Annotated in this window: 14 protein-coding genes; 2 read left to right on the forward strand and 12 right to left on the reverse strand. The window is 38.3% G+C overall.

The features are described 5' to 3' along the window. Positions 1–82: 82 nt before the first annotated feature. Together ccpA and ACQKN2_RS09025 are read right to left on the reverse strand one after the other, a co-directional pair. Entirely contained in the window at positions 83–1,087 is a 1,005-nt protein-coding gene (gene ccpA / locus ACQKN2_RS09020) for a catabolite control protein A (RefSeq protein WP_323649168.1), read from the reverse strand. A 478-nt stretch (positions 1,088–1,565) separates the two neighbouring features. Then, entirely contained in the window at positions 1,566–2,651 is a 1,086-nt protein-coding gene (locus ACQKN2_RS09025; protein ID WP_323649169.1) for a bifunctional 3-deoxy-7-phosphoheptulonate synthase/chorismate mutase, read from the reverse strand. A gap of 181 nt (positions 2,652–2,832) precedes the next feature. Here ACQKN2_RS09025 and ACQKN2_RS09030 point away from each other — a divergent pair, with 181 nt between their 5' ends. After that, entirely contained in the window at positions 2,833–4,986 is a 2,154-nt protein-coding gene (locus ACQKN2_RS09030; RefSeq protein WP_427414676.1) for a cell division FtsA domain-containing protein, read from the forward strand. A 57-nt stretch (positions 4,987–5,043) separates the two neighbouring features. On the opposite strand, the gene ACQKN2_RS09035 is transcribed toward ACQKN2_RS09030, so the two are convergent. The 9 genes from ACQKN2_RS09035 to ACQKN2_RS09075 form a co-directional block, all read right to left on the reverse strand. Further along, a complete protein-coding gene (locus ACQKN2_RS09035; RefSeq protein ID WP_323649171.1) occupies positions 5,044–5,544 on the reverse strand; it encodes a YtxH domain-containing protein in 501 nt (166 codons plus the stop codon). A 133-nt stretch (positions 5,545–5,677) separates the two neighbouring features. Further along, complete coding sequence (locus ACQKN2_RS09040) at positions 5,678–6,184, reverse strand: DUF948 domain-containing protein (RefSeq protein ID WP_323649173.1); 507 nt, start codon at positions 6,182–6,184, stop codon at positions 5,678–5,680. 111 nt (positions 6,185–6,295) lie between these two features. Then, positions 6,296–7,609: a UDP-N-acetylmuramate--L-alanine ligase gene (gene murC / locus ACQKN2_RS09045; RefSeq protein WP_427414677.1), complete on the reverse strand. Its 1,314-nt coding sequence runs from the start codon at positions 7,607–7,609 to the stop codon at positions 6,296–6,298. A 228-nt stretch (positions 7,610–7,837) separates the two neighbouring features. Continuing rightward, positions 7,838–11,200, reverse strand: coding sequence for a DNA translocase FtsK (locus tag ACQKN2_RS09050; protein ID WP_427414678.1), 3,363 nt, complete (start codon positions 11,198–11,200; stop codon positions 7,838–7,840). A gap of 550 nt (positions 11,201–11,750) precedes the next feature. Further along, entirely contained in the window at positions 11,751–12,365 is a 615-nt protein-coding gene (ytpR, locus tag ACQKN2_RS09055) for a YtpR family tRNA-binding protein (protein ID WP_427414679.1), read from the reverse strand. Continuing rightward, a complete protein-coding gene (locus ACQKN2_RS09060; protein ID WP_427414680.1) occupies positions 12,362–13,186 on the reverse strand; it encodes a DUF1444 domain-containing protein in 825 nt (274 codons plus the stop codon). The genes ytpR and ACQKN2_RS09060 overlap by 4 nt, the downstream gene beginning before the upstream one ends. Before the next feature lie 400 nt (positions 13,187–13,586). Beyond that, positions 13,587–14,105: a hypothetical protein gene (locus ACQKN2_RS09065; RefSeq protein ID WP_427414681.1), complete on the reverse strand. Its 519-nt coding sequence runs from the start codon at positions 14,103–14,105 to the stop codon at positions 13,587–13,589. Between the two features lie 94 nt (positions 14,106–14,199). Then, positions 14,200–14,721: a DUF84 family protein gene (locus ACQKN2_RS09070; protein ID WP_427414682.1), complete on the reverse strand. Its 522-nt coding sequence runs from the start codon at positions 14,719–14,721 to the stop codon at positions 14,200–14,202. Between the two features lie 78 nt (positions 14,722–14,799). After that, on the reverse strand, positions 14,800–15,876 hold the full coding sequence (locus ACQKN2_RS09075) for a M42 family metallopeptidase (RefSeq protein WP_427414683.1): 1,077 nt from the start codon (positions 15,874–15,876) through the stop codon (positions 14,800–14,802). Positions 15,877–16,181: 305 nt separating this feature from the next. Here ACQKN2_RS09075 and ACQKN2_RS09080 point away from each other — a divergent pair, with 305 nt between their 5' ends. After that, a complete protein-coding gene (locus tag ACQKN2_RS09080; protein ID WP_053485038.1) occupies positions 16,182–16,496 on the forward strand; it encodes a peptidase M4 in 315 nt (104 codons plus the stop codon). 822 nt (positions 16,497–17,318) lie between these two features. Here ACQKN2_RS09080 and ACQKN2_RS09085 read toward each other — a convergent pair. Further along, entirely contained in the window at positions 17,319–18,545 is a 1,227-nt protein-coding gene (locus ACQKN2_RS09085; RefSeq protein ID WP_427414684.1) for an ATP-grasp domain-containing protein, read from the reverse strand. Positions 18,546–18,953: the final 408 nt, after the last annotated feature.

The raw sequence follows: 18,953 nt of genomic DNA on the forward strand, positions 1-18,953 counted from the left end.
GGCTTTTTCATTTGCCCTCAGTCATCTATCCGTCTACATAAAAACACGTAAATCCTTAAACAGATTTACGTGTTAAGTATCGTTATTTACTTTTGACAGATTGGCGATGCTCAATACGATGCGGTAAAATAACCGCTTCGTCTTCAACAGGCTCTTTGTTCATTAATTTTGTTAGCAGGCGCATTGCGACAGCTCCGATATCGTACAGTGGTAACGCGACACTTGTTAACTGTGGACGAACCATGCGAGCTAATTTTGAATTTTCAAAGCTGATTACTTCGATATCCTCAGGTACATCTTTGCCTGCATCCTGTGCACCATGAATCAATCCAATTGCTAATTCATCACTACCTGCAAAATAAGCAGTTGGAGGATTTTCAAGTGAGGATAATGTTTCCCACGCCTCTAAGCCCATATCATAGCTCGATTCATCTGCAGCGATTAGTGATTCATCTATAGGGTAACCTGCATCTTGTAAGGCTTTTTTATAAGCTGCAAGTTTGAATTTTCCATTAATAGTATACGAAAGCGGACCTGTTACGAAAGCGATTCGCTTATGACCATTTTGAATAAGTAATGTAATCGCCTCATAAGCGGCTTGGTAATAATCAATATTAACAGTCGCAATTGTTTGTGATTCATCTACTGAACCTGCGAGTACAATTGGCACTGGAGAATGATCCATAGTTTGTTGCATTTTTTCAGTTACTTCATCACTCATCATGACAATACCGTCAACCTGTTTTCCCAGCATTGTATCCAGTAGCTGAAGCTCTTTATCTTCATGTTGGTCTGAGTTGGCTAAAATAATATTGTAACGATACATTGTTGCAATATCCTCTACCCCACGTGCCAGTTCCGCATAAACATTGTTTGCAATATCCGGGATAATCACGCCAACTGTTGTTGTTTTCTTACTTGCTAATCCTCGCGCTACTGCGTTTGGACGATACTCTAATCGTTCAATTACTTCTAATACTTTTTTTCGTGTTGCCGGTTTTACGTTTTGATTACCATTGACTACACGAGAGACAGTTGCCATAGAAACATTTGCTTCTCTTGCAACATCATAAATTGTAACAGTCATCGTACGTGCCTCCCTTTTTCCTTTTATAGCCTTATCATACGATAATTTTAATATTCTTTTCAAGAAGCAGTATGTACATGAAAAGAAAAACCAAGTACAAGTAGTACTATTCTAGACATTATTTTGTCACTATATAGTAAACACCGCCTGCCGATTAAAGCAAGCGGTGTTTATCAACACATCAATTATACCCCGGCATCATTGCGTCTGGAATCAGCTTTGTGCTTAGGCCTGCTGAAGGCCGACACGATGTCGGTCATTTCGGTAATGCCACAGGACGTGGCGTTTTTACCGATGCAGGTCAGTTAGCCGTTATCGCATGGATGCGATGATTTTAGGCTAACATAAGAACTCCTTTCCGATTCCGTGACATCCGCCGGAGGCTTAGGCCAACGTGATGTTGGTCACTCAGTCGTTGCCACAGGAGTGGCGTTCTTAGACTGAGTTCCTCTATTTCAGCGGGTGTTGCTGAAAGAAGTTAAGCATTGATTTCATGGTTTTTCATGAAAGTTTGTAGTGTTTTGTAGAAAGCATCAAACGTTGGAATATCCATTTGTTGTTGTGAATCTGAAAGTGCTACAGATGGATCTGGATGCACCTCTGCCATGACGCCATCAGCTCCAATAGCAATTGCTGCCTTAGCACATGGCAATAGTAAATCACGACGACCTGTTGAATGTGTAACGTCTACGAATACTGGTAAATGCGTTTCTTGTTTTAAAATTGGTACAGCAGAAATATCTAATGTGTTACGAGTTGCTTTTTCGTAAGTACGAATACCACGCTCACAAAGAATGATGTTTTCATTTCCTTTTGACATAATGTATTCTGCTGCGTGAATGAATTCATCAATTGTCGCTGCTAAGCCTCGTTTTAAAAGGACAGGTTTATTTGTTGCACCCGCTGCTTTTAATAATTCGAAGTTTTGCATATTACGTGCACCAATTTGGATCACATCGATGTAATCTAATGCTTCCTCTAAATGACCTGGTGTAACAATTTCCGTAATAACGCCTAAACCGTATTCCTCTGACACACGTTTTAAAATTTTAAGTCCTTCTAACCCAAGACCTTGGAAGTCATATGGAGAAGTACGTGGCTTATAAGCACCACCACGAATTAATTTTTCACCTTTTGCTTTAATAGATTCTGCTACTGCTGCTACTTGTTCGTATGATTCTACAGCACAAGGTCCAAATACGAAAGATGGTTTTCCTTGTCCAATTAGCTCACCGTTTATATTAATGACAGTATCTTCTGATTTTTTCTTGCGCGATACAAGTAACTCTTTTTTCTTATCTGCTTCTAGTTGTTTTAAAGCTGTTTTAAAGATTTGCTTAAATATATAATCAACCGTCATTTGGTTTAATGGACCTTGATTGTGCTCTTTAATAAGATCAAGCATGTGTCGTTCACGCAATGGATCATAGCGGATCACACCTTGTTTTTCTTTAATCTTACCGATTTCATCAACTACTGCTGCTCGTTCGTTAATTAGACGAAGAATTTCTAAGTTTAAACCGTCAATTTGACTACGTAAGCTTTCTAAATCTTTTTGGCTCATGCTTTCTTGCTCCTCTCCTCATGACAGACACTTTCAGAACTCTGAAATGTATGTTACATTTTTAGATATTAGCATCATTATAATCAATGTTGCACAGAATGTCACGCATTTTTAATTTAGCGCTTCAACTCGCTAAATTGTATAATTATATTAACATATTACTAGAAAGGATGCGAGTACTTTGAGTTCAAAATTATTTGCACTTGATATCGGTACACGTTCTGTAGTTGGTATTATTTTAGCAGAAGATAATGACCGCTTTCACGTGGAAGACATTTTAGTAAAAGAACATAAAGAACGCGCCATGGTAGATGGTCAAATACATAATGTCATGTATGTGGCAGATTTAATCAATGAAATTAAACATGAACTTGAAGAGAAGCATGGTCCTTTAAGAAAAGTGAGTGTCGCTGCCGCTGGTCGCTCATTGAAAACAGAACAAGCAAGCGTGACAATCAGTATTCGTAATCGGCCTATCTTTACCGAAGAAGATATAAGTCGTTTAGAACTACAAGCTGTTCAACAGGCACAGCAACAACTCCTTCAACACAAAGATGATGCTAAAATAAGCCACTATTATTGTGTTGGTTATTCAGTTCTATACTATCGTTTAGATGGAGAAGAAATTGGTAGCCTACTCGACCAGCAAGGCGATGAAGCACAAATTGAAGTTATTGCTACGTTCTTGCCACGAGTTGTCGTAGAATCGCTTATTGCGGCTCTTAAACGCGCGGATTTAGAGATGGATGCACTAACATTAGAACCTATTGCAGCTATTAATGTGCTTATCCCCCCAACTATGCGTCGTTTAAATGTGGCGCTAGTTGATATTGGTGCTGGTACATCTGATATTGCTATTACCGATAAAAGTACTGTTGTCGCATATGGCATGGTACCAACAGCTGGTGATGAAATAACAGAGGCCTTAAGTGACCACTATTTACTCGACTTCCCAGTGGCCGAAGAAGCGAAGCGTCAACTGCAAACAGAAGAAGAAATATTAATCCAGGATATTTTAGGCTTTGATCAATATTATCCGAAAGAGGAAGTTCTTCAAGCAATCGATCCTGCTGTCAAGCAACTGGCAAAAGCCATTGGAGAAGAAATATTACGTCTTAATAATCAGTCAGCTCCTAAGGCCGTAATGCTTGTTGGTGGAGGTAGCTTAACACCCAAACTCACAACTGAACTTGGACTAGTACTAAATTTACCTGCCAATCGCATTGCCGTTCGAGGGATTGACGCTATTCAAAACTTAACGAAGGAAGATCATATTAAAGCATCTCCTGAATTGGTGACTCCAATTGGTATTGCCATTGCAGCAAAAAAAATGCCTATTCAATATATGAGTCTAACTGTCAATGAACAAGTAGTGCGCCTATTTGAATTAAAAGAAATGACTGTTGCTGATGCATTTTTAGCAGCCAATATTCGAGCAAAGCAGTTATATGGAAAACCAGGACATGGACTATCAGTGAATGTAAATGGACAAGATATTTTCATCCCTGGTGGTCACGGTCAACCGGCAGAAATTTTAGTGAATGGTCATGAGGCATCCACTAAAACGATGATTAAAACAGGCGATGCCATCCAGCTAATTGAAGGCCAAGACGGTCAGCCAGCTAATGCTACGGTGAGAGATATTGTAGATGATGCTGCCATTAAAACCGTTACGATTCAACATACAAAATATGTAATTGAACCAAAAATAATGATTAATGGTTCCCCTGCAGCACTCGATAGTGCATTAAATGATCGTGATGTTGTGATGTTTGAAATAGCTGAAACAGTCGAGGATGTATTTAAGCTCACAAATAATTGGGAGTTATTAAAGCAATTTGAGTCATTTTATATTCAAGTGGACGGAAAGCCACTTTATTTACCAGAGTTTTCAGCTCATTTAATGATTAATGGTAAACCATCTAAAATGTCCTATGCTGTACAAGATGGTGATGTACTTACATTTCAGCAACAAACATTCCCTACCGTTCAACGGATTGCTGACCAAATGAGTGTTTTACTTGAGGATAAAATCATCATACACTTCCAAAACGAGGTAGTAGAGCTAAAAAAAATGGCCAACGAAGTTCTCGTTAATCAAGTAGTGGTATCACCTCTTTCAACTGTTCCAAATGGATCCAGCATTTCATTTAAAGAGAAAGACCGAAGTCGTTGGATATACCAGGATGTGTTCCGCTTCTCTAATTGGCAACTGCCTACTACATTTAAAGGTAATTTTACGATTTTACGAAATGGTCAACCGGCAAGCTTCGATACGGAGATTTTCGGCGGGGATAAACTAGAAATTTTACTAGAAAAAGCGCCTATATCTTAAAAAAAGGGATACGATACATCGTTGTCAGATGTATCGTATCCCTTATATATATTACGCTTACGCGCGAACTTCTTCACTTTTTTCTTCAGCTTGTTCCTTTTTTTCACTAGCATCCTCTGCTTTAGGTTCTTCGCTAGCAATGAAATCCTCCAGTGGCTCTTCACCCTCGAAAGAAACAGTACCATCGTCAAAAACAGTTGGTGCCTTTGCTGATTTTAATGTTTTTACTTTCTCTACTAATTGTGTAGATTGTTCTTGAATTTGTTTAGATAATTGAACCGTTTTATCTTTTGCAGTTGTCGAGAAATCTGCACTCTTATCTTTTAGGCTAACAGCTTGTACTGCTACATCGCTAAGTAAATCTTTTCCTGATTTCGGAGCTAGTAATAAGCCGGCAGCTGCACCCACTATACCCCCAACTAATGCACCAATAACGAAATCCTTCATGTTCACTCGCTCCTCCTCATAAATTGATTCCTGCGGATGATAAAGCTGTGGCAATGAACTTTCAAGTTGTTGTTCCTTCACTTCATTAAAATTTGGCTTTTGAGTTGTCATGCAACAATTCCTCCCCATCTTATTATCTATTTTGCCTAGACTGGTTGTCCATCTGCCTTCGCGGATGCATTCTTCAACTTATGCCTAAGACTTTATTTTTATTCAGATGGCATTAACGCCTACCGAATAATAATTATTTTTTACGGCCCCATTTTCTTTTCGATTTTTCCGTTTGCTCTGATTCAAAAGGATAAACATCATCTTGAATCACCGCATTGGCCTGATCGGTAATTTTACGTTTTTTCCACTTATCAGCAATGCCGATCGCGACATTGCTCCACTGAACAACCTGTGCAATTTTTTCTTCATTTTGTTCCACACTTGTAGAAATTGAAGAAGTAATTTGCTGTACAGATGTATTTAAACCATTCACAGAGTCGCCAATTCCTTTGACTGCATGAACAACAGAATTTAACTGTTCAGATTTTTCTTGAATATCCTCTGCCAAGCTATTTGTTTTGGATAGTAAGGAAGTCGTTTCACGTGTAATCCCTTCCATTTGTCCTTCGATACCTGATAATGTTCCTGCTAAACTGTTAAGGATTGATTTGAGCGAAAATAATGTCATTCCTACGCTCACACATAAAATTAAAAAACCGATTGCTGCGATGATTGCTGCAATATACAAAATAACTTCCATAACTAGACCTCCTGCAAGTAAAAGTTCTCTTTACTAATACTATCCTTATCTTCGACAAAAAAACCTGAATTCCTTCTCATTTTTGAGAAAAAACAGCTTATTCCTTGCGGATTAAGCTGTTTCGTTGTTCTTTAGCACGTCTTCAAAAGCATCTTGGAATTTGTGAACATCGCCAGCGCCCATAAATAAAAATACTGCGCCCTTATGCTTTGTTAACACATCGATTCCTTCAGTGGTAATCACTGCACTGCCTTCAATTAAAGACGCTAAATCTTGGATTGAAAGTGCGCCTTGTGTTTCCCTTGCAGAGCCAAAAATATCACATAAGTATGCTGTATCTGCAAGACTTAGACTATCTGCGAAATCCTGTAAAAAAGCTTGTGTACGTGTAAATGTATGTGGTTGGAAAATAGCGACTAGCTCACGATCCGGATATTTTTGTCGTGCCGATTGAACCGTTGCACGGATTTCAGTTGGATGGTGTGCATAGTCATCTATTAAAACATTATTCCCAATATCCGTTTCTGTAAAACGTCTTTTTACACCTTTATATGTGTTTAAACGTTCTTGAATGATGTCTGGTGAAATACCTTCATATTGGCAAAGTGTAATAACAGCTAAAGTATTTAATACTGCGTGGTCACCAAACAATGGGATAAAGAATGTACTATAAAATTCATTGCGGACAAATACATCAAATTTTGTACCCTTTGTTGTTTTTTCAACATTACGAGCCTCAAAATCATTTTCAGCCCCAAATCCATAATAAACAACTGGTACCTTTGCTTGAATACGTTGTAGATGTTCATCATCACCGCAAGCAATAATAGCTTTTTTAACCTGTAATGCTAGTGCTTGAAAGGCTGAATATACATCCTCTATGTTTGCAAAATAGTCAGGATGGTCAAAATCAATATTAGTCATTACCGCGTAATCGGGATTGTACGCTAAAAAGTGTCGACGGTATTCACATGCTTCCATCACAAAGAAATCAGCATTTTCATGCCCAGCTCCTGTTCCATCACCGATTAAATAAGAAGTTGGTTTATAACCTCCTACAACATGAGCCATTAAGCCTGTCGTAGATGTTTTACCATGTGCACCCGTAATAGCAATCGACGTATAATTACCGATATATTCACCTAAAAATTTATGATAGCGAATAACTTCTACACCGATTTGACGTGCACGCTCTAATTCGGGATGATCATCAGGAAATGCGTTCCCTGCAATAACTGTCATACCTTCTTTAATATTATCTGCATTAAATGTAAAAATTGAAATATTACGCTCACGTAACGGCTGTTCCGTGAAGAAATATTTATCAATATCTGAGCCCTGTACTTGTTCACCAGCATCAAATAAGATTTGTGCAAGTGAACTCATGCCAGAACCTTTAATGCCTGTGAAATGAAAAACTGTCATTAATTAAACCCCCCGGGAATTCAATATCCCTTCTATCATCTATTAGGTGTATCGTATTTTTTCACTAATTATTAGGTATTAATACCTTTGGAAGTGCTAAAAAATACGTACTAATCAACACATCTCGTCTATTATAGCACTATTTATGCACAAGGATAAATGTGTAACTTTTCTAAAAAAACTAATTTTGACGTAATGAAGATAATCTATACGAAAACAATACAATTCTTATTCAAACATAGCAATTAAATCTTCTTCCGTAATATAACTTTCTCGTGGTTTACTGCCTCTTGCCTCGGATACAAAGCCATGTGATTCCAACATATCGATTAAACGAGCAGCACGATTATAACCAATATGGTATTTGCGCTGAATCAAAGAAGTAGAAGCACCTCCTTGCTCATAGACAAATCGACATACATCCTCAAACAGATCATCTTGTTCAGCAGAAACCTCCGTCTTCTTTAAAAGTTCCTCTTGATCGAATATATAATCCGGCTCTCCTTGTTCACGAACATGCTCAATAATCGCTTCAATTTCATCATCTGTCACAAATGTACCTTGTAAACGCACTGGAGCGGACATACCATTACCCAAATATAACATATCGCCTCGTCCAAGTAATCTTTCTGCACCTTGCCCATCTAAAATTGTACGTGAATCAATTTGTGAAGATACCGCGAAAGCAATACGTGTAGGAATATTTGATTTAATAAGCCCTGTAATAACGTCTACAGAAGGTCTTTGAGTTGCAACAATTAAATGGATACCACAAGCACGTGCCTTTTGCGCAATACGACAAATTGCCTCCTCTACATCTGCAGGAGACATCATCATTAAATCTGCCAACTCATCAATGACAATTAGAATATAAGGTAATTTTAAGCTATGCTCATTATTTTTATCCGCAATTGCATTATAACGTGTAATATCACGTGCACCCGCATGAGCAAATAACTGATAACGACGCTCCATTTCCTCCACTGCCCATTTAAGTGCAGCTGTAGCAGCTTTAACATCTGTGATGACTGGGCTAACTAAATGTGGAATATGATTAAACGGTGCTAATTCTACCATTTTAGGATCAATCAGCATCAGTTTTAATTCATGTGGTGCAGCTTTATATAATAAACTAACCAAAATTGAATTGATACAAACTGATTTACCAGAACCTGTAGCTCCGGCAATTAAGCCATGTGGCATTTTTCGTAAATCAATGGTTACAGGCTTTCCTGTTAAATCCAGACCCAATGCTGCTTCTAACGGTGAATCTGACTCAAGGAAAGAAGCACTATTTGTCACTTCTGATAATCGAACAGCGCGAGATACACGGTTCGGTATCTCAATGCCAATTGAACTCTTCCCAGGAATCGGAGCTTGGATGCGGATATCTTTTGCTGCCAATGCAAGCTTCAAATCATCTGATAGATTGCGGATTTTACTAACCTTCGTACCATGACTCACTGTTATTTCAAATTGTGTCACGGCAGGTCCTTGCATAATGGATTCTATTTGAGCTGAGACTTGGAAATAAGACAAAGCTTCGACCAACGTATCTCCTTGTTGCTCCATCCACTCAGTATCCTGTGTTTTTTCCTCAGGTGGCTCTAAAAACTCATCTTCTGGCTTTTGATACACATGAACAGGTTTTCGAGGTATTTCCATCACTTGATTTTCCACGAATGTTTCATCTGATTTAGAAGGTTGCTCTGGATACTCTTCTAGATCAATATAATTCTCTTCGGGAATCACTACATTTTCGGTAGTAAGCTCCTGTTCAGTAGTTGTTTCTAGTTCCTTTTCGGTTGTTACTTCTACTTCCTTTTCGGTAGTCGCTTCCACTTCCGTTTCAGTTGTTACTTCTACTTCCTTTTCGGTAGTCGCTTCCACTCCCGTTTCGGTGGTTACTTCTACTTCCTTTTCGGTAGTTGCTTCCATTTCCGTTTCGGTTGTCACTTCTACTTCCTTTTCGGTAGTCGCTTCCATTTCCGTTTCAGTTGTTACTTCTACTTCCTTTTCAGTAGTCGCTTCCATTTCCGTTTCAGTTGTTACTTCTACTTCCTTTTCGGTAGTTGCTGAAATTTCGTCGGAGCTTTCAACATCAATCACAGTCTTTTCTAATGTCGCAACGTTCGACATTGATGTTACTGGTGCCATTGTAATGACGGATACACTATCTGTTGCAGTATTGAATGGAGCAGTATTATGAATAGAAACCTCGTCTTCCTCCGACGATTGTGGTGCTGTTTTATCATCCATCTCTAACTCACTAATCTCTAAATGAATGGATTGTTGAATTTGTTCTTTATTGGATGGTACCAATTGTTGTTCTTCCTCTAAATGAATCGGCTCAAAAGAAGTCTCCTGTTCCTCTTGATCCTTTTCAACTATTGTTTGGGTCAGCTTCGTATTTTTTAATTGCTGTCGGATTCTCCATTTCTCTTTATCAGTTTTTAACATTAAAACATTGAATGGAACCCCACTACTTTTTTCTTTCTTTTCTACAGATTGTTCTTGCAATATACCTTGCACATCATCTTCATTCATGGATGGCTGGACTACTGTAACTTCGCCAATGTGGATGGTAGAATTTTCGATTTGTAATTGTTCTACGACTACTTCTTTTACATGAATTTCTGATTGATCAACCGGAAGTTGTTCAATATTCAGCTCATGCTGAACAGCTTCTTTCACTTGGTCTTCAAATTCTACGGCAAAAGAAGTTGTTAGTGGTACAGGTAATTCCGTTGTCGTTTTATCATTAGGATGATTGGTTTCGTCTGATAATTTATCATCAAAAGTAATCGGCGGCTTGGCAGGTGCTTCAATTGTTTTAGGGATTTCTAACTGTTCAAGTCCATCTTTTTGATCTGCGCTATTAGGCTCTTTTTCTTCTAGTATATTTTCAATAGCCCCATTTGTTGTCGCTTCTTTTATAGACTCAGATGCTGTAGGTATTTCTAACTCTTTTTTATCGTGCTCTTCCTTCCGTTTCTCTAATAATTGCTCAATTGGGCTCGGCTTAGTAAAACCATAGACTGGTGACGGAACATCACTTGGTACAAAACGTTTGCGGTTAGCAGGTAAATCAATTTCATCTGTTTTTTCTAATGGATAATTCGTATCCTTAGGCGAAGTCGGTAATTCATCTTGTGCATCTCGAAAAACAAGACTTGCCTTCGAACGATTCTCCGGTTCAGGCTGACTTCGCGTAATCGTCGTTCTACCTGTTCTCTTCGTTCGATTTGCTAATAGGTCTCGAATACCTGAAACTTCAATATCATAAACACTCGAATCCACAATATGATTATTTAAATGCCTCGGTAGCGATAAATCTTCAATTTGTCCGGAGGATGCATCGTCCATATAATTGAATGCTTCTTTTGATGATGGTGTTGATGGTGGAGCTGAAAATTCCTCATCCTCAATTAACGGAAAACGAAAAGTTTTTTGCTTGGCTGCTGTTGTTTCTTTATATGAGTTTAGTTGCTCAGATTGTTCTTCTTCATAGTCATCATAAAACTCTTCATATTCGTATTCATTGTCATCTTTATTTAAAAATTTATCCATTTGTTTTTTTAACCAATTCACATTGTTTCACTCATTTCTCTTACACTTCATTTATAGCATTTACTAAATCAATTATGCCTCGGTAAATCCGCCGGAGGCTTTAGGCCAACAAATGTTTTCTGTGCGAAAGCGTAGCGTCAGCAAGGGGTTTTGTCTGTGCGAAAGCGAAACGACAGCAACAACAGCACGATGTTGGTCACTCAGTCGTTGCCACAGGACGTGGCGTTCTTAGACTGAGTTCCTCTATTTCAGCGGGTATTTGGACACCCGCTGAAAAGTAGCCTAAATGTGCATTCATCTCACCACCTACAGAGGTAGGTGACTTCTGTACCTGTCGCTACGCTTTCGGTACAAAAAATATTTCTGAAAGAAGTTAAATGTCTATAACAAAAAGCATACCATAAAAATGTAATAGAAACTTGTATTTAGAGGCTCATTCTAGACAAAAAAATCGTTATGTTACTAGCATATTAGTAGCATAACGATTTTAAGTACATATAATCAATTCGGTCTTGGTATTAATTAGGATATCACTTTACTTCTGCAAAGCTAAACCGTGTTTCCGAAGACTTTATTTAGTTGGTGTTTCGAACGCACTACCAGTTTTCGCATCTTCCGGTAAAACTAAAATTCCTTTTTCAGAAGGTGCATTTGGTATTGCTAATTCGCGTGCTGAACATAGCATACCGTAGGATTCAACACCTCGCAAATTACCTTCTTTAATAAGCATTCCAGAAGGCATTACTGCACCTATTTTAGCTACGACAACCTTTTGACCCGCTTCCACATTTGGTGCGCCACATACAATTTGTAATGTTTCTTCACCTACGTTTACTGAACAAATGCTTAGTTTATCAGCATTCGGGTGCTTGCCCTTTGTTTCTACATAGCCCACAACAAATTTTGGAGAAAAATCTACATCTAAGCTGATTTCAGCTCCGTTTTTTGCAATAGCTGCCTCAAGCTGTGCAGCTAATTCTGGAGTAACCTCAACTAAACCTTGTGCTTCAGTTTGTATATAGTTGCTGGCATTAAATAAATTAAATGCTTTAATTTCTCCTGTTTGTGCTTCCTTTAAAATAGCGATATCCCCCGCACGTTCTACCTCTGTTTTCACGATTGATTCTGTCGCTAATTGTACTAGTAATACATCTCCAACATGCTCTTTGTTGTAAAATACATTCATTGTTTCTCTTGCTCCTTTTTAACTCTGTTTTTTGCTAATATAAAGATCGGTTCTAGCTCCCCATCTTCATAAATAAAAGATAATGACGTAATCGGTACGGTACCGACAGCAAAGAAATGCATTGTCATCTGTGCTAATACATCATACCCTGTTTCATTACGAATATCACCTACTATTAATACATCCTGATGTGGCACAGATAACGTCATGTCACCCTCAATTTTTGTCTGCATGTCTTTCAAAAAGCTTTCATTTAAAATGCGACTTGCATCGTAGCCATCATTAGCATTAACAAAATAGAAAACATTCCCTGCAACTTCATCTTTCTTATAAACTGCTGGTAGTTGCTTTACAGAGAATCGTGCCATATCACGCACTTGCTCTACTGTTAATTGTAGTACCTCTAACATGGATTCATCAATAAAACGATAAGTTTTTCCTAAATCAAGCGCATAAAAGATACGTGTTTCAGCTGTATGTTCAGTCGTGATGAATGCATGCCCCTCCTTCGAGGCTTGAGGGTAGGATGTCGCACGAATAACTGGATAAATTTGTGTAGTAGTTTGGAATCCTTGTTCCATCTCTTGCTCCATCGCATTAAAGGTTTGCTCGATTGTATAAACGACTTCATCGATTGCAGCCCCTTGCTTGTCATTATATTTGGCTAAAATACCTGGTAGAGAGAGCTCCATCCCTTTACCAATTTTTTTATGGTTAAGACGTAATTTATCGTGCTTTTTGTCAAACTCAAAATCAAACTTTTCCTCATTCAATTGTTGTTTTAATAGGGACACAAGTTGTTCTGATTTAATTTGTTTCACCTAGCTCACATCCTTTCTTCAAAATCAATTTAGGTTCAGCACTGTTGCGCAGATAATGTCACTGGATGTGACGTTTATAAACCAAGTTCCTCTATTGTAGCTTACTATGATCAATTATGCCTCGGCATAATTGAGTCCGGAATCGGCTTTGTGCTTAGGCCTGCACGATGCAGGTCAGTTAGCCGTTATCGCATGGATGCGATGATTTTAGGCTAACATCCTTTAAGAACTCCTTTCCGATTCCGTGACATCCGCCGGAGGCTTCAACTTCTTTCAGCAGGTGTTTTTTGTAGCGAAAGCGAAGCGTCAGCTACAGGTGTTTGGACACCCGCTGAAAGAAGTTGAGTGAAGAGAAAACGGCTCACATGTTTGTGAACCGTTCTGTTCAAAACTATCCAATTTATTTAATCTTAACCGAATGAACGATTTTCGTCATCTCGTGTAAATTATCTTTAATATGTTTTGCCTGAGAAATGGTCGTCATTTTTACACCACCATTACTAACAATAAGCTCAAATTCGTTCTCATTATCAGTTTTTAAAACAGCCGCAAAGCCAAAAATACCATTCTTTTCATAAGTATTTTCTTCGACTATGTATTTTGAACTATCAGCTTTTAATAGATTGTAATATAGTTTACTATTTGCATCTTCACGATCATTAATGAAAAGAATATAACTCTCTTTTCCTTTCGTTACTAATATATTATATGCATCTGAACTGTCATCAACTTTAAAGTTTGAAGGTAAGTATAATTCTACATCCCCAATACTATCTGTTTGCTCCTCTGGCTGTTCCGCAAAAACGGTTGTCGTATGTTGAAGTCCATCTTGAATTTGTTCATCAACCGATTGATTACAACCCGTAAGCCCAAAAAGTAGAAGTAGTAAGCCAACAACTCTCACCGATGTATAAGACATGATCTTCATCCTTTCATTGCTAACTTTTTTCTATTTTAAAAAAGTTTTATCAATTATGCAACTTCACTGTTCCATTATTACTAATCAATAGACACTACTCATGCGCTAATGTGAATAAATATTGACCAACAAGAAGCGAGACTATATGCTCGAACATCGCCTGACGACTTACTAACCCTTGTGTAAAAATACCTACAGCTCCCGCACCTTGTCGGATATCCCGACGTTGTGTATATTGCTCCATTACAGGTCCAAGTTCCTTCCCTGCTCTTATTTCCTGGGCAATTTCTTCTGGTAATATAATTTGTGCGCCCGAAGCTGTATAGGTTGTGCCATTTGATACGGTAAGAGCTCCCCAGTTGCAAATATACATCACACCATCAATTTCAGTCACTCCACCCTCTAATCCAAATGATAATTGCGCACCCGTCTCATCGATTGCGTTTTTCGAACGGTTTATTGCGCCTAAGCGTGTTTCTTCATGAGTCATCGGTTGATCAGATACTTGTGATGCAGCTTTAATGTAAGTGAAATTTGGTTTATCAAAATACTTTCTAGCTATAACTTCAACTGCCTCTGTTTTTGCTTTGTTAGTTGTGCCAATAGCTATGTTCATGTTCTAATCCCTCTTTCTTTGCATAGAAAAAGATGCCCCTAAAGGCATCTTTTAACTTGTTTCAGTGGATGTCTTACTTTACACATTAGCGCGAATCGTTGCTAATGTCGAACGATCTGCTTTTTTCACTAGTTCTACTATTAAAGCTTTTGCAGCTGCATAGTCATCAATATGAATAATCGATGCAGCTGTATGAATATAGCGTGAGCAAATTCCAATTACTGCACTAGGAACACCGTCATTCGCTGTGTGCACACGTCCTGCATCCGTACCACCTTGTGATACAAAATATTGATAAGGGATATGATTCGTTTCGGCAGTATCTAAAATAAACTCACGCATGCCTTTATGTGTAACCATTGTACGGTCAAGAATACGTAATAATGACCCTTTTCCAAGCTGACCAAATTGATTTTTTTCTCCTGACATATCATTTGCAGGTGAAGCATCTAGAGCAAAGAATAAATCTGGTTTAATCATATTTGCGGACACTTGAGCACCACGCAGACCAACCTCTTCCATCACATTTGCACCTGAATATAAATGCGAGGCTAGCTTTTCATTCTTAACTTCTTTCATCAATTCAATTGCCAATCCACAGCCATAGCGGTTATCCCAAGCTTTGGCCATAATTTTTTTCGGATTGGCCATCGGTGTAAATGGGCAGACAGGGATAATTGATTGACCTGGACGAACACCAAGTGCAATAGCATCTTCTTTATTGTCTGCGCCAACATCTATAAGCATATTTTTAATATCCATCGGTTTAGAACGTTCAGCATCTGTTAATAAATGTGGTGGTATGGATGAAATTACACCTGGTATCGCGCCATTATTGGTAAATACCTCAACGCGTTGCGCTAGCATAACCTGGTTCCACCAACCACCTAATGTTTGAAAGCGGATCATCCCGTTATCGGTAATAGAAGTAACCATGAATGCCACTTCATCCATATGACCAGCAACCAACACTTTTGGTGCATCAGCAACTTCACTATGCTTTACACCGAAAATACCCCCTAAATTATCCTGAACGATCTCATCCGAGTACTTTTCCAACTCAGAACGCATGAATGCACGTACTGCATGTTCATTACCCGGCGCACCTGGTAATTCCGTTAATGTTTTAAATAATTGTAATGTTTCCTCATTCATGTTGACTCTCTCCCCACGAAGTAGAATATTCTTCCTTGTCCATTGTAACATATTTATCTATATTCAGCGGAGGACTCCCATTTTCCAATGGGTAACGGGATAAATGCTCTCGTCACAGGGTATCCCAAATTTGCTGAAATATTTATCTGTGCGAAAGCGCAGCGGCAGTAACAATTACGCCAAGGTGAAATCGAATGCCAACTTCGCAATATGGATACATTTCCTAAAAAAGTGCTAACGCGTGAACGTGCATTCACTCTGTATGCTATGTTAAAATGAAGCTATAGAAAAAGGAGGAAAAAAGCATGAAATTACGTGATTTTTTAATTGGTGTTGCTACTGGCCTTGCTGCCGCAGTCATTGTTAAAGAAGCAAGTGAAAAGGTTTCTCCGTATGTACCTGCAGGACAAGTACTCGAAAACATAAAAAAGGAATTTAAAAAAGATTCACCGATTGACGGTTCTTGGATTTTTATGAAAACAGACAATTTTTCAAATGGCATTATGACTATTCCTGTATACCGTGGAGGTATCTCTCGTTTACACGAGGGTGAAATGCAAACATTTGAATTTGCTGCTGACGCTCGCTCTGGTGTTGTAGTAGAGCTACAAGAAGTATAACCCTACTCAGAAATACTCGAACAAATATTATAGAACTCTAAAAAGAAGCCATCTCTATTATTTGAGATGGCTTCTTTCATGTTGTTGAAAAACTATTATATCAATCAAATTAAGGTCATATTAAAGTTCGGTCCTTCTGCAATACGAGGGGTTGATTTCCGTTCCAACTGAGCGCTTTCCTGGGGGCGTCCGATGAGCCGCTTGGGGCAACAGGATGTTGGTCACGAAGGCGTTATCACAGGATGTGATGATTTTAGCCTTCGTTCCTCTATTGCTGATCCCCAAGGAGTCGCTCAGTCTCCACTCCAATCAACCACTTCATATAGAATATATCTACTGGAAAGTTACTATACTTTATTGTTATAAAACAAAACTTTAGCAGATGTTTTTTGTGCGAAAGCGAAGCGTCAGCAAACAATGTATCTATGCGAATCTCAATGATAATGTTGCGACAGTAACAAATACTTTTATATATGAAACTGCATTAATAATAGACTTACAATTGCGTCACTGTTATAAATCTATTCTGTTCAATTATTGCGAGTAACCATAGTGTTCACTTTTGAAATTAATAAATGTATACGCTACTGCTGATTGAAGTGGAAGGCTACTCGACTCCCGTGGGAAAGCGAGACAGGCGAGACCCTGCACGGAGCGAAGCGGAGGAAGCGGCTCGACGCTCGCCCACAGGAAAGCGAGTAGCCTGGAACGGAAATCACCCTCATTTATAAATGCACAACATTCACAATTTCCCCCTTAATCATTTTGTTTTCCGACTCTATGAAAAAGCCATCTCAGTTAATTTGAGATGGCTTCTTTGTTTTATTCAGTCAAACCTTTATTGTTAAAGTACTTTTTATATTTTCGATAATAATTTAAATTATTTAACGTTAGCTTCACCCAACGTTTTGCATTCATATCTTGATTAAAGTAAAGAGAGTTTGTATATTTCCCTTCACGAATTAACTTTTTCGCTTCTAGTTTAAGCTTTTCATTTGATGCATATTTAAATAATACACCTTTAGGAATAATCATCCATAAATGCTTATCTTGAACATAAGTTACTTCCTGTTCAATATTTAACATATGGTCATCAGCTACACACTTCATTAAATTATGACCACTTGCTGTCACATAATAGCTTGAACGGCCATTACGCAAATTGATTTCAAACAACTTATATTGTTTGTCCCGCATATCGTATTTCATATCGAAGTTAGCAAAGCCTGTATAACCGATATCTTCTAAGAAGAATCGTACTTGATCCATTAATTCTTTATCGTATGTTGTAACGATTGCTGCATAACTACCGATTCCTTCAGGTGAATGCTCTTCTAAGATTGGGTTTCCTAGACACATTAACTTCACTTTGCCGTCTTTCCCTACATATGCATTTAATACACGCATATAAGAATCGTCACCTGGGACGAATTCTTGAATAATCATTGTGTCCTGATAAGTTGAGCTATAGATTGCTTTTAAAATAGCTGTTTTTTCCGCTTCATCATGTGCAACGAATACTTTTTTCTTACCTGGGAATGAACATGCCCAGTATTCCACCGAGTTCGATGCCTTTAAAATAATTGGATATTCAAAAGGAGGCGTAAAGTTTTCGTAATTGTCAGCTGTCACTGTCGTCGTACCTGGATACTTAAAATCGTACTTATCACACATTTTATAGAAATTTTCTTTTAATAAAATTTCATCCATTAATGATTCGTCAATATATGGTACTGTAAAATGTTCCTGCAATGCTGGCTTATTTTTGATAATAAGCTTTGCATAATCATCTCCACACGCTAACAACAATAGTTTTTTATCAGAATATTTTTTTGCGACCTTTGCAAGTGCAGGTGCAAATACATCCTGTTCATTTAAGCGATCAATCTCTTGGAAATTTATGATATGGCTGTCTTGCGTTGCCGTTAAATGTGAACGCCCTAATACAAGTGGTTTAATACCATATGCCTCATAAAATGCACGTGCCATACCATATGCATTCATATCTGATCCTAGTAATACTGGTAAAAATGGTTGCTCAGTTGCCATTAAATTTCAACTCTCTTTTGTGTTTTAGTATAGCCTTTAGTGTATCATATTTTCCAAAATGTTCACGGAAAAAGTGTCAAAAAAATGGGGTATAGACAATTAAGCTCATCACCTTAATATAGAGTTGATTTCCGTTCCGACTGTTTAACGGCAATAATTTATATATATGGCATACTTTTGCATGAAAAACAATTGCTGAAGTTCCAATTCATCACTATAAATTAGAGTGACGTACCAGAGATACATTCTATGTGAAGCGTCTGATTGGAGTGGAGACTGGGCGACTCCTCGGGGATTAGCGATAGAGGAACGAAGGCTAAAAGCATCACGTCCTGTGATAACGCCTTCGTGACCAACATCCTGTTGCCCCAAGCGGCTCATCGGACGCCCCCAGGAAGCTCTGCTCTG

The sequence above is a fragment of the Lysinibacillus sp. NPDC093688 genome (genome assembly GCF_050280145.1).
Classification (GTDB): Bacteria; Bacillota; Bacilli; order Bacillales_A; family Planococcaceae; genus Lysinibacillus; species Lysinibacillus xylanilyticus_B.

Coding starts and splice junctions, on each gene's coding strand:
- ACQKN2_RS09075 (WP_427414683.1), bottom strand. CDS start 15,876: ATGAATGAGGAAACATTACAATTATTTAAAACATTAACGGAATTACCA.
- ytpR (WP_427414679.1), bottom strand. CDS start 12,365: ATGAATGTATTTTACAACAAAGAGCATGTTGGAGATGTATTACTAGTA.
- ACQKN2_RS09035 (WP_323649171.1), bottom strand. CDS start 5,544: ATGACAACTCAAAAGCCAAATTTTAATGAAGTGAAGGAACAACAACTT.
- ACQKN2_RS09025 (WP_323649169.1), bottom strand. CDS start 2,651: ATGAGCCAAAAAGATTTAGAAAGCTTACGTAGTCAAATTGACGGTTTA.
- ACQKN2_RS09065 (WP_427414681.1), bottom strand. CDS start 14,105: ATGTCTTATACATCGGTGAGAGTTGTTGGCTTACTACTTCTACTTTTT.
- ACQKN2_RS09040 (WP_323649173.1), bottom strand. CDS start 6,184: ATGGAAGTTATTTTGTATATTGCAGCAATCATCGCAGCAATCGGTTTT.
- ACQKN2_RS09080 (WP_053485038.1), top strand. CDS start 16,182: ATGAAATTACGTGATTTTTTAATTGGTGTTGCTACTGGCCTTGCTGCC.
- murC (WP_427414677.1), bottom strand. CDS start 7,609: ATGACAGTTTTTCATTTCACAGGCATTAAAGGTTCTGGCATGAGTTCA.
- ccpA (WP_323649168.1), bottom strand. CDS start 1,087: ATGACTGTTACAATTTATGATGTTGCAAGAGAAGCAAATGTTTCTATG.
- ACQKN2_RS09070 (WP_427414682.1), bottom strand. CDS start 14,721: ATGAACATAGCTATTGGCACAACTAACAAAGCAAAAACAGAGGCAGTT.
- ACQKN2_RS09085 (WP_427414684.1), bottom strand. CDS start 18,545: ATGGCAACTGAGCAACCATTTTTACCAGTATTACTAGGATCAGATATG.